We start from the raw sequence: 12668 nt of genomic DNA, 5'->3' as shown, positions 1-12668 counted from the left end.
ATTAGGAATTGTATTCATGCACCATACGCCTATCGTTCGTAAATTAACGCGTAAAATTCGGGTTGGGTCTGTTTATGTTGGCGGGGATGCACCGATTAGTGTGCAGACGATGACGAACACGGAAACCTGCGATGTCGCTGCGACTGTAGATCAGATTAATCGCTGCGCCAATGCTGGCGCAGATATCGTACGGGTTTCTGTGCCTAGTATGGAAGCAGCTGAGGCTTTTGGAAAAATTCGTAAACAAGTCAGCGTTCCATTAGTTGCTGACATTCACTTCGATCATAAAATTGCGCTGGCCGTTGCCGATTATGGTGCGGATTGTTTGCGAATTAATCCCGGTAATATCGGCAGTGATGACAAAGTCCGTGAGGTGGTTGCCGCAGCACGTCATCACGGCATTTCAATGCGTATTGGGGTTAATGCGGGATCTTTGGAAAAAGATCTGCAAATCAAATATAAAGAACCTACAGGTGAGGCACTGCTTGAATCAGCAATGCGTCACATTGATATTTTAGACCGTCTGAATTTCCATGAGTTTAAAGTCAGTGTAAAGGCCAGTAATGTGTTTTTGACATTAGATGCTTATCGCTTATTGTCAGCACAGATTGATAATCCGCTGCACTTGGGAGTCACTGAAGCCGGGGTGTTTCGTTCGGGTACCGTGAAATCTGCGATTGCGCTGGGTGGATTATTGCTGGATGGCATTGGCGATACTTTACGGGTGTCTCTTGCCGCTGAGCCTGAAGATGAAGTGAAGGTCGGCTTTGATATTTTAAAATCTTTGAACATTCGCTCCAATGGCATTAATTTCATTGCTTGCCCCAGTTGTTCGCGTCAAGAGTTCGATGTCATTCGGGTCATGAATGCTTTAGAAGCGCGTTTAGAGGATATTCGTACACCTCTGGATCTATCTGTGATTGGCTGTAAGGTAAATGGTCCGGGTGAAGCTAAAGAGGCCGATATTGGTGTGGTCGGCGCGGCTCCTCGTTCTCTGGTGTATCTCAATGGTGAGAAGAGTCATCTCATCGATACCAATAACCTGGTCGATGAAATTGAAAAAATGGTGCGTAATAAAGTTGCCGTGATTGAAGCTGATAAAGCTGTTGCCAAAGCGAAAGAAATTATTCGCATCACTTAAACAAATAGATATTAAGTCAGATAAGTAGTAGATGAGCAGTATGAGTAGTTCAACAATTAATGCAATTCGTGGTTTTAATGATATTTTACCGAGTGAAGCCAGTCGTTGGCGCAAACTAGAAAGTGTATTGGCTGAATTAATGGATGCCTATGGGTATCAGCATATTCGCTTGCCACTGGTTGAGCAAACAGCACTTTTCAAACGTGCGATTGGGGATGCGACGGATATCGTCGAAAAAGAAATGTATACCTTTTTTGATAAAGGTGAGCCGCCAGAATCGTTGACCTTACGTCCGGAAGGCACAGCAGGCTGTGTGCGTGCCATGCTTGAACATAACCTGCTACGGGGTACCACGCCACGCTTATGGTATACCGGTCCGATGTTTCGCTATGAAAAACCGCAAAAGGGCCGTTATCGTCAATTTCATCAGTTTGGTGTAGAAACCTTCGGTGTGGCGACACCCGATATTGAAGCGGAACTGATTTTGCTGACTGCACGTCTTTGGAAGCAATTTAATATCTTCGATAAAGTCCAGCTTGAGTTAAATACGCTTGGGGAAGTGGAGTCTCGCGCACGTTTTCGTGCTGCGCTGGTTGAGTATCTTGCGGCACGTAAAGATCAATTGGATGAAGATAGCCAACGCCGTTTGACGACGAATCCTTTACGGATTTTGGATAGCAAAAATGCACAAACACAGGCCCTGTTAATTGATGCACCGAAACTGCATGACTTCCTTGATGAGGAGTCTTTGCAGCATTTCGAGCAATTGAAAGGGTATTTAGATGCGGCCAACATTCCTTATGTGGTCAATCAAAAACTGGTTCGAGGTCTGGATTATTATAATAAGACCGTTTTTGAGTGGACAACGACGCACTTGGGCGCTCAAGGCACTGTTTGTGCGGGTGGTCGCTATGATGGTCTGGTCGGTCAACTCAAGGGTAAAGCTGATCAAAGTGTTCCTGCCGTGGGATTCGGTATGGGGATGGAGCGGTTACTCCTCCTTTTAGAGTTAGGTGAAGGCAGTACCACACCATCCGATTGTGATGTATTTTTGTTAGCGGATCCTGCGCAGCAAGCTAAGGCACTATTACTTGCCGAGTCATTGCGTGATAGTTTTGCAACACAGAAGCAAAGACTACGGGTGAAGACGGGCTCTTTGGGTAGTCTTAAAAGCCAGATGAAAAAAGCGGATCAATCCGGTGCGCGTTTAGCGCTGATTCTGGGGGAGCGTGAGGTTGAATTGGGGCAAGTCACCGTAAAAATCTTGGCAACGGGTGAGCAGGAAACATGGTCGCAACAGGATTTGGCGACACAGCTAATCGCGCGCCTTGAAAGCCGCCAATAAGGATATGATGGCTTTGAGTCATTGATTTTTTTTAAAACAAATAGTTTTTCAGATTAAGTGTAAAGGAATCGGTAATGAGTGAGTATTTGAGTGATGAGGAACAAATTGAGCGCCTGAAGAAGCTCATTAAAACGTATGGAGGCGCAGCACTCACTGGTGTGTTATTGGCTCTGATCGCTTTTTTCGGTTGGAGATACTGGCAAAATCGTCAGGATGTTGAACGTTTTCAGGCTATTAATCAATATCAAAGTATTGTTGATGACAGTGCAAAGTTGGACGGTGATAAGGCAGCTCAATCACGCTTTATTTCAAATGTGCAAGCTTTGGTCAAGTCTGACCCGAATAGCGTATTTTCCCTGCAAGCCTTGTTACTTCAAGCAAAAGTAACAGGTTCACAAGGGGAGTGGGCGAGTGCTGAGAAGGCATTGGCGCAAGCGACGACCTTGAAAGTTAAAGATGACGGTTTAATTGCGATCACCTGGATTCGTTTGGCACGTGCCCAATTTGCGCAAAATAAGTTTGATGTTGCAATCGCCTCACTTAACAATGTGACTGATCCTGCATTTGTTGCAACTCGCGATGAATTACGGGGTGATGTACTCTTGCAAAAAAATGATCAAGCAGGCGCCAAGAAAGCTTATGAGTCAGCTTGGGCGGCACTTGTAAAACGCCAACAATCTCGCGAGCTTCTCAAGGTTAAAATGAATGCACTTGGTTTGACTCCAGAAGAGATCAAAGAACCAAGTCCGATTCGTGATACGCCTGTCGAGACTACCAATATTGAAAATGGAGCTGCTTCGTAATGAAATTGCCGACTGTGAGTGCTGTGAAACAGGCTTCATTGCCAACGAATCTAATGTCGTGGTCCAGTGCAAGTAAAACTGCGATGGCTTTGGTGACTGTGAGTGCATTGGTACTCACAGGGTGTGGAAGTAGTAAAGACTTTAAACCTGAAGTCCATAAGCCAAGCAAATTGCCGACGTTAACTGCACCAGCACAGTCGTTGGGTTTGGTATGGAAAGATTCTATCGGTGGTGAAGATAAAGTTGATCCTTTGCGTCCGCAATTGGATGTCTTAAATGGCAATGTCTACGCCGCAAGCCATTCTGGCCGTGTGTATGCATGGGATGCCGCAGGCAAGCAACTCTGGCAAGTGAAAACCAAGCAAGATATCACCAGTGGTGTGACCGCTGCGGATGGCATTGTGGTGTTTGGCACTGGCAAAGGTGCTGTTGTTGCACTGGATGCTCAAGATGGAAAAGTACGCTGGTCACGTAGCACTGGGGCATCTATTTTGTCTCCTGCACTGGTGAGTGGTGGTCGTGTTGTTGCACTGGGCAATGACGGTACGGTAACTGCGACAGATACGACCTCAGGTCAATCCGTTTGGACCTACGATATTCCAATGCCAGCATTGAGTGTCCGCGGTACTTCGGCTCCAGTTTTGTTTGATGACAACACAGTGATTGTTGCGGGTGCTTCGGGTCGAATTTATGCATTGGACTTAGCGACAGGTGTTCCAAAGTGGGAGCGTCGTGTGGCGGTCAGCGCGGGAACTTCTGAAGTTCAGCGGTTGATTGATATTGATGGTGATCCGCTGGTATCCGGTCGTCAGCTGTATGTCGTCAGTTATCAAGGTCAGTTAACAGCGATGAACATCGACAATCAACAAGTGAATTGGATTGTTGATGCCAGTAGTTTAAAAACACCTGCCGAAGGACTGGGTAATATTTACGTCAGTACTGCTGAAGGTAAAATCCTCGCAATCGATGAGCAAACTGGCAAAGTCGCTTGGACACAAGATAGTCTGGCGTATCGTGGGTTGAGTAATCCGGTTGTGTTGGGTCGTTATTTGGTCGTGGGTGATCAAGATGGTTATCTACATCTGATTGAGCAAACCGAAGGTAAGATTGTTGGCCGCGTTAGTACATCTGGTGCAGTCTCGACTTTACGTGTTGTTGGTGATCGTTTGCTGGTGAATAGTGCGAAAGGAAACTTGAGCATCTGGCAAGCGCGTTAATTCATCTTGATGAGCGGTTAGGCGTTCACAGAGATGATTAGTCAGTTATAATATAGGGTTTGCGTTGCTGATCTTTGTTATCATTGCAATGCAAACCCTTTTTTTGTCCCTTACTTTTTTTACATGCATGTGTATCAATCGTTAAAAGGGAATTTTTTAGATGAATGAGTGTTCATGAAACCTGTAATTGCTTTGATTGGTCGGCCGAATGTCGGTAAATCCACCTTATTCAACCAAATTACCAAGACGCGTAATGCCTTGGTTGCGGATTTGCCTGGTCTGACCCGTGACCGTCAGTACGGTGATGCGACCTATGAGAATAAGTCGTTTATTGTCGTTGATACTGGTGGTATCGGTGAGAACGATCAAGGCATCGATTCTTATATGGCTGAACAGTCGCGTACGGCGATTGAAGAGGCCGATATCATTTTGTTTATCGTTGATGCAAAGGCGGGCTTGCTGGCATCCGATGAACAAGTAGCGCGTGAATTGCGTGTTTTAGGTAAGAAAATTCATATTGTTGCCAACAAAGTGGATGGGGTACACGCTGAAGCCGCCGTTGCAGAGTTCTTTAAACTCGGTTTTGGCGAGCCACATCATGTGGCTGCAAGTCATGGGCGTGGTGTATCACAGTTGCTTGAAGACATTTTGGCCGATCTACCTGAAGATGTTCCTCTCGATGAGGAAAAGGTCGCACCGGGTCTGCGTATGGCGATTATTGGTCGCCCAAATGTCGGTAAATCTACACTTGTTAATCGTTTGTTAGGTGAAGAGCGTGTTGTGGTTTATGACCAACCGGGGACCACACGTGACAGTATTTATATTCCTTTTGAGCGACAAGGTCGTCAATACACGTTGATTGACACTGCCGGTGTACGTCGTCGTGGTAAAGTTTTTGAGACGGTTGAAAAGTTCTCGGTCATTAAAACTTTGCAAGCCATGAAAGATGCCCACGTTGTCGTTGTGGTTATTGATGCTCGTGAGGGGATTGTTGAGCAAGATTTGCATATGTTGGGCTTTGCACTGGAAGCGGGTCGAGCCATTGTCATTGCGATCAATAAATGGGATGGCATGACTGATTATGAGCGCTCACAAGTCAAAGCGGATATTGAACGTCGCTTTGACTTCATCCCATGGGCGAAAATTCATTTAATTTCTGCGTTACATGGAACGGGTGTTGGCGAGCTTTATCCCTCGATCCATCAGGCATATAACTCTGCATGGCTTAAAGTCACAACGAATCGCATGACGCAAGTATTGCAAGATGCCGTAGAGCAGCATCAGCCACCGATGGTATCGGGTCGTCGTATTAAGATGCGTTATGCGCATATGGGCGGATCAAACCCACCCCTGATTATTATCCATGGTAACCAAGTGGATCAGGTTCCTAACGACTATCGTCGTTATTTGGAGAACGTTTTCCGCAAAGTCTTCAAGATGGAAGGTACGCCTGTACGTATCGAGTTCAAGAGTGGTGAAAATCCATTTGCGGATAAAAAGAACAAAATTAGTGATCGCGATGCTGAACGTCAACGTCGCTTGGTACAAGCCTTTAAAAAGCGTGCAAAAAAACGTTAATCCGTCATGGATTGATTGTGTTGAAGTGTAAAAAAAGGCCCATTTCGATGGGTCTTTTATTGTCACCGATTCTGAACTATGCCACTATGCAGCATCTTAAAAAAAGCTATCCACCCTGTGTGCAGATAAAATGGAGCCGTCCTCAATGAAGAGTATTAAAACTGGATTAACTTGGTTATTGGTTGCGGTGGTGGGGGCTTTTGCTTTTTCAATGCTGGCCTTAAGTCGAGGCGAGCATGTCAATGCCGTATGGCTCGTAGTGGCATCTGTTGCATGCTATAGCATTGCGTATCGCTTCTATAGTGTTTTCATTGCCCAGAAAGTATTTGAACTGGATGATCGTAGGCTGACGCCAGCTGAGCGCAATAACGATGGCTTAGACTATGTCCCGACCAATAAGTGGGTGCTCTTTGGACATCACTTTGCTGCGATTGCGGGTGCAGGTCCTTTGGTTGGTCCTATTTTGGCTGCACAAATGGGTTTTTTACCAGGCACAATCTGGATTCTCGTGGGCGTAATGCTGGCAGGAGCGGTTCAAGACTTCCTGATTTTGTTTATTTCAACCCGCCGCGATGGTCGGTCACTGGGGGAGATGGCCAAGCAGGAATTGGGTTCGTTTGCGGGTGTGATCGTGATGCTGGGTGCATTTGGTGTCATGATTATCATCCTGTCCGCCTTGGCGCTGGTCGTGGTTAAAGCCCTAGCTGATAGCCCTTGGGGATTATTCACCATCGCTGCGACAGTACCCATTGCATTATTTATGGGCGTTTATATGCGCTTTATCCGGCCCGGAAAGATTGCCGAAGTCTCTCTAATCGGCTTTGTCCTCATGATGCTGGCGATCGTGTATGGCGGACAGATTGCCCAAGACTCTGTTTTAGGACCACTATTTACGTTACATGGAACAACTTTGACGTGGGTATTGGTGATCTATGGCTTTATCGCTTCGGTTCTACCAGTGTGGCTGCTGTTGGCACCACGGGATTACTTATCAACCTTTCTTAAAATCGGTGTCATTATTGGGCTGGCGATCGGGATTGTTTTTGCTATGCCTGAAATGAAGATGCCAGCAGTAACCAAGTTTATTGACGGCAGTGGTCCTGTGTTTGCAGGCAGCTTATTTCCGTTTTTGTTCATTACCATTGCATGTGGTGCGATTTCTGGTTTTCATGCCTTGGTTGCCAGTGGCACCACGCCAAAGCTGATTGAGCGAGAGAGTCATATTCGCTTTATAGGTTATGGCGCGATGTTGATGGAATCCTTTGTGGCTATCATGGCACTGATTTGTGCATCGGTAATCGAGCCCGGAGTTTACTTTGCGCTGAATTCCCCAGCAGCATTGATTGGAACGACCGTTGAGAGTGCGTCTCAAGTGATTAATAGCTGGGGATTTGTCATCACGCCTGAAGCGCTGGCAATGATTGCCAAGGATGTCGGTGAACATTCAATATTATCCCGTGCGGGTGGTGCACCGACCTTTGCTGTAGGTATGGCGCATATTATTACCGATGTTTTTCACAGTAAGGCCATGATGGCGTTCTGGTATCATTTTGCGATTTTATTTGAAGCGATGTTTATTCTGACTGCGGTCGATGCGGGCACACGTGCCTGTCGATTCATGGTGCAGGATTTGGTCGGTGTTGTTATCCCACGTCTTGCCAATAATCGCTCATGGCTGGGTAATCTGGCAGGTACGACGATTGCCGTTGGAGGCTGGGGATTCTTTGTCTATCAAGGCGTCACCGATCCATTAGGCGGAATTAATACGTTGTGGCCACTGTTTGGCATTGGTAATCAAATGCTGGCGGCGATGGCTTTAATTCTAGGGACCGTGGTGTTGTTTAAGATGAAAAAACAGCACTACGCTTGGGTCACTATCGTTCCGACGGTTTGGTTGTTTATTACATCAATGACTGCGGGTTGGCAGAAAATATTCAGTGACAATCCTCGCATAGGATTCCTTGCGCAAGCTCATAAATTTGCTGATGGTATTCAACACGGTGTGCTGATCGCGCCAGCCAAATCCTTTGCAGATATGCAAAAGATTGTTTTTAGCAACCAGATCAATGCCGTACTGTGTGCTTTCTTCATGCTTGTTGCCGTGACGATGCTGATTTCCGCATGCTTTGCCATTCGCCGTGCACTTCAGTCTAAAGTGCCGACAGTGCATGAAACGCCGACCGTGTATCGTGAGGAACATCAAAATGGGTAATAGTGTCTACTATCAAAAAGCCAGAGTGACGTTACCGATTATCCAGAAGTGCGTCCCAATACCGTTAAATTCCACTTCAGAGCCCACTTTGCCTGAAACAAAGTGGCAATGGGTTCTATTGCTTATGAAGCGTTTTGCGCAGAGTTTTCGTTTGATGGTCGGCGTGCAAGACTACGAGAATTATTGTCTGCACATGCGTTCAAAGCATCCTGACAAAGTGCCTATGAGCGAGCGTGAGTTTCATCGCTATTGTTTAGAGGCGCGTTATCCAAGTAAGGGTGGCAAGGTGGGGAAGTGTCCATGCTGACAGGTGGACAGTATGATGTTCGTCATGATCTAGTGGTCTATACACCAATCAAGTGCATGCTCTAACTGATCATTACCCCAAAATAGTTCTCCTTCCACGATAAAACTAGGCGCACCGAAAACTCCCGATTGAATGGCTTCATCAGTTTGTTGCCTAAGTAAATTTTTGATTTCCTGTTGTTTGATCTGGTTTAAAATCTTGTCTGCATCTAGGTCTAAATCGTTTAAGATTTTAGTGATGACATCCAGATCGGCAATATTTAAATCATATTTAAAGTTGGCTTGAAAGACATGACGTACAAAGGCAGGGATCCATAATTCATTATGATTTGCACAGACGATACGGGATGCCATCAGCCCATTTCTCGGGAAAACGGTCGGACGCTTAAAATCAAGATTTTCGCGCATACATAATCGAGCCATGTCTCGCCACATATATGCGCCTTTGGCAGGATAAATATTAAATGGCGAGTCATTCCAACCTTGTTGTTGAAAAATAGCACCCAATAAGAAAGGGCGCCATATCACCTGAATATTGCTGGAATCTGCAAGAGTCGCTATGCGCATTGCTGCGGGATATGAATATGTGCTTGCAAAATCAAACCAGAATAAAATCGATCTTTTATGGGTCATCATCATTGTTTATCGCATAAATCCTGATCTATAAATTTATCTTTTCCGCTGAAAAATCATCCATAATTTATTTCAAAAAATTATTTTTTAGCAATTCAATGACCTCACCACTACGCCCATGAGCAATCGCTTTCATTGATGAGAGTGCAGTGGAATAGACATAAGCTGGTTCAATCTTGGGTGGCATAACGAGTTCCATACGGTTGGTGGTCACATCCAGTAATGCAGGTCCGGGATGGGCTAAAAAGGCCTTGACTGCTTCTTCAAGATCATCACTGTGGTCTACACGGTCGCTGTAATAGCCCATCACTTCTGCAAGCTTGGCGAAGTTAGGATTTTTAAGTTCGGTATACGCATCCAGCAGCCCTTCAACTTTCTGCTCTAACTCGACAAAACCCAGCGTACCGTTGTTAAAGACAACGATTTTGATCGCAATATTTTCCTGAACCGCCGTGATCATATCGCCCAGCAACATCGTGAGTCCGCCATCCCCGCTGAAGGAGATGACTTGTCGATCAGGCAACGCCTTTTTAATCCCGAGCGCTTGTGGCATGGCATTTGCCATTGTCCCATGCAGTAGACTGAGTAGGGTGCGACGTTGTCCATTGGTATGGACATGCCGCAACAGCCACACCATTGGACTACCACCGTCCGCCGTAAAGATAGCATCGTGTTGCGCATGCTTGTCGATCAGCATCGCCAATTGCTGAGGGTGGATCACACCATCTTTGCCTTCACGCTCTTCATGTGTGCGGTGTTGATGAACACGCTCTAATTCATGTTTACACTCATTCAGAAAGCCTTTATCCGCATGAGGCCGCAAGCGCGGGAGCAATGCTTTTAACGTCGCTTTAACGTCTCCGACCACACCCAATTCAATGGGATGACGACGACCAAGATGCGTCGCATCAATATCGATTTGAATGATGCGTGCATGGCTGGGATAGAATTGCTGCCATGCAAAATCAGCACCTAGTAAAAGCAATGTTTCGCACTCCAGCACAGCTTTATACCCTGAACTTGACCCAAATATGCCTGTCATGCCGACATTATAAGGATTGTCATATTCCACAAAGTCTTTGGCCCGAGAGGTATGTGCCATTGGGGCTTGTAATGTAGCACAGAGCGCGACGAGCTCATCATGCGCACCATCACAGCCGAATCCGGCATAGACAGCGACTTTATGACTACTGTTCAGAATATCTGCAATCTTCTCAAGTTCGATTTCATTGGGTTGAATAGTGGGTGTGGGCAGGTGGACATGAAATCCGGGGCCATCCTCAACCTCCATCGCGCTTATGTCACCAGGTACGATGAGTACGGAGACGCCGCGTTGTGTTAATGCAATTTGTGCTGCAAGCGTGGTCATACGGCGTGCTTGACTGGGGTTAATGAGTGTCTCGCAGTAGACACTACAATTTTTAAAAATCGGCATAAAGTCGACGTTTTGCGGAAAATCGATGCCCATTTCGGCGGTTGCAACTTGGCTTGCAATTAAAATGACGGGCGCACGATTACGATGAGATTCATAAAGGCCATTGATGAAATGCAAACTACCGGGACCGCAGCTGCCTGCACATGCGGTCAGATTTCCAGTGATGTAGGCTTCACCGCCCGCGGCAAATGCGCCCACTTCTTCGTGGCGCATATGAACCCAGTTGATCTGGCTACGTGAGATAGAGTCAGTGATATGATTTAGTGTGTCGCCAACAATGCCGTAGCAGTGTTTAACCCCAGCAGCTTCCAATGTTTCAATGATGATGTCAGAGACTTTCTTTTTTGACATGAGATGCTCCAGAGTGTGCGAGAGATCGATCTTGTCAATAAGATTGAAGCAGTGATGCAAGATACTCGCATTAAGATTAAAAAAATGAGTTCATCGATATCTCACTTTGATGGTAGTACTGGTACGATTATTGATCTGTGGACTTCGCGTAATTTTGATCTAAGAAAAGCGCTTAGAATTTACGGCTTGATAAGAGTGGGAATGCTTGTGTATTTTTATAGCATTTGACCGAACGGTTATTTATGATGGGGCTAGCGCTCATCATCAGTTTTGAGACTGCTGCTCTACTGTACTTGATGAATCTAAATTGATCATAACGATCATCCTGTTAATGATTTTAAAGTCACCTATTTCCTAGAGGTTTTTTAATGTCTGGTATCCATTCTAGAGAATTCGCGCTGCTCATGGCATTGCTGATGTCTGTTGTTTCATTTTCTATTGATGCGACATTGCCTGCTTTAGGGCAAATTGGGCTGAATTTCGGTGTACAGGATAACCGTATTCAATGGGTCATAACTTGTATTTTTGCGGGAATGACTATTGGGCAATTGATTGCAGGGCCATTATCGGATGCGATCGGCCGCAAACGCATTTTGTTTTCGGGTATAGCGATTTATTTCTTGGGCAGCTTATTGTGTTATTTCACGACGAGTTTTGAGCTGTTTTTGCTTGGGCGCTTTATTCAGGGACTGGGCGTGTCCGGTCCGTATATTACTGCAATATCCGTGGTGCGAGACAAATACAGCGGCGCACAAATGGCGAAAGTGATGTCGATCATCATGATGGTGTTTATGGTCGCACCGGCGATTGCACCGAGCATTGGTCAATTGATTATTTCCCTTGCGGGTTGGCACACCATTTTTCTGGTTTATATTATTTATGCATTAACTGTAGGCGGCTGGATTGCGCTGCGTCTTGAGGAAACGTTGCCACCGAGTCATCGTATTCCCCTCAAACTCAAAGCATTTGAGCATGGATTTATAGAGGTTGTTAGCAATCGCACCACCATGAGTTATCTACTGTGTACGGGTCTTTGTTTTGGTGGGCTAATCGCCTATCTAGGAAGTTCACAACAAATCTTTATGCAGCAGTTTGGCTTATCTGGGCAGCGTTTTAGCCTCTATTTTGCATTGCTGGCTTTCTTCATGGGCGTGGCTTCTTTTGTGAATTCACGGATTGTTGCGCGTTTTGGGATGCGTACGGTGTGTATAGGCGCGATGCTGGTGATCACATTGGTCTCATTATTGTTTTTACTCGTACAGATCACGGGTGTGCATATTGATCTTTGGATGTTTATCGCTTATGCATCGCTCCTGTTCTTTGCTTTTGGGTTGATGTTTGGGAATTTGAATGCCATTGCTATGGAGCCGATGGGCCATGTTGCAGGCATGGCTTCTGCGATTATCGGTGCAGTATCTTCCATTTTATCACTGGTTTTGGCGACAATTATTGGTCAACTTTATGACAATACGCTGGTGCCGATTACATCCGGTTTCTTCGTACTTTGTGCGTTGTCATCTTTTGTGATTTATAACGAAATGCGCTGGTATGCCAAGCAGCCTAAAGAGACTGCGCCGAGTGTAGATGTTAATCACTCTTGATTGAGCTGTTGAATAAAAAGCCGCCCTAAATGGGCGGCTTTTTTAT

Annotated in this window: 10 protein-coding genes; 8 read left to right on the top strand and 2 right to left on the bottom strand. The window is 45.7% G+C overall.

Features of this window, described 5'->3' with window-relative positions; all coding sequences use genetic code 11:
* Positions 1–16: 16 nt before the first annotated feature.
* The 7 genes from ispG to HYN46_RS17580 all read left to right on the top strand — a co-directional run bounded on the left by ispG (position 17) and on the right by HYN46_RS17580 (position 8603).
* Positions 17–1141 (top strand): flavodoxin-dependent (E)-4-hydroxy-3-methylbut-2-enyl-diphosphate synthase, encoded by a 1125-nt coding sequence (gene ispG, locus HYN46_RS09350; protein WP_114899137.1) that lies wholly within the window; start codon positions 17–19, stop codon positions 1139–1141.
* Between the two features lie 40 nt (positions 1142–1181).
* Complete coding sequence (gene hisS / locus HYN46_RS09345; protein WP_114899136.1) at positions 1182–2486, top strand: histidine--tRNA ligase; 1305 nt, start codon at positions 1182–1184, stop codon at positions 2484–2486.
* A 74-nt stretch (positions 2487–2560) separates the two neighbouring features.
* On the top strand, positions 2561–3289 hold the full coding sequence (locus tag HYN46_RS09340; RefSeq protein WP_114899135.1) for a YfgM family protein: 729 nt from the start codon (positions 2561–2563) through the stop codon (positions 3287–3289).
* A complete protein-coding gene (gene bamB, locus HYN46_RS09335; RefSeq protein ID WP_114899134.1) occupies positions 3289–4506 on the top strand; it encodes an outer membrane protein assembly factor BamB in 1218 nt (405 codons plus the stop codon). The genes HYN46_RS09340 and bamB overlap by 1 nt, the downstream gene beginning before the upstream one ends.
* A 174-nt stretch (positions 4507–4680) precedes the next feature.
* A complete protein-coding gene (gene der, locus HYN46_RS09330) occupies positions 4681–6084 on the top strand; it encodes a ribosome biogenesis GTPase Der (RefSeq protein WP_114899133.1) in 1404 nt (467 codons plus the stop codon).
* A gap of 145 nt (positions 6085–6229) precedes the next feature.
* On the top strand, positions 6230–8296 hold the full coding sequence (locus HYN46_RS09325; RefSeq protein ID WP_114899132.1) for a carbon starvation CstA family protein: 2067 nt from the start codon (positions 6230–6232) through the stop codon (positions 8294–8296).
* Complete coding sequence (locus HYN46_RS17580; protein WP_114899131.1) at positions 8289–8603, top strand: YbdD/YjiX family protein; 315 nt, start codon at positions 8289–8291, stop codon at positions 8601–8603. Before HYN46_RS09325 ends, HYN46_RS17580 begins: the two co-directional genes overlap by 8 nt.
* A 29-nt stretch (positions 8604–8632) precedes the next feature.
* Here the strand turns inward: HYN46_RS17580 and HYN46_RS09315 are convergent, their stop codons facing one another.
* Complete coding sequence (locus tag HYN46_RS09315; RefSeq protein WP_228254787.1) at positions 8633–9241, bottom strand: 2-hydroxychromene-2-carboxylate isomerase; 609 nt, start codon at positions 9239–9241, stop codon at positions 8633–8635.
* A 61-nt stretch (positions 9242–9302) separates the two neighbouring features.
* Positions 9303–11021: a thiamine pyrophosphate-dependent enzyme gene (locus tag HYN46_RS09310; RefSeq protein WP_114899130.1), complete on the bottom strand. Its 1719-nt coding sequence runs from the start codon at positions 11019–11021 to the stop codon at positions 9303–9305.
* Positions 11022–11389: 368 nt separating this feature from the next.
* Here HYN46_RS09310 and HYN46_RS09300 point away from each other — a divergent pair, with 368 nt between their 5' ends.
* Entirely contained in the window at positions 11390–12622 is a 1233-nt protein-coding gene (locus HYN46_RS09300) for a multidrug effflux MFS transporter (protein ID WP_114899128.1), read from the top strand.
* Positions 12623–12668: the final 46 nt, after the last annotated feature.

Source organism: Aquirhabdus parva, from assembly GCF_003351745.1.
Classification (GTDB): Bacteria; Pseudomonadota; Gammaproteobacteria; order Pseudomonadales; family Moraxellaceae; genus Aquirhabdus; species Aquirhabdus parva.
This window is presented reverse-complemented; position numbering and strand designations above follow the sequence as displayed.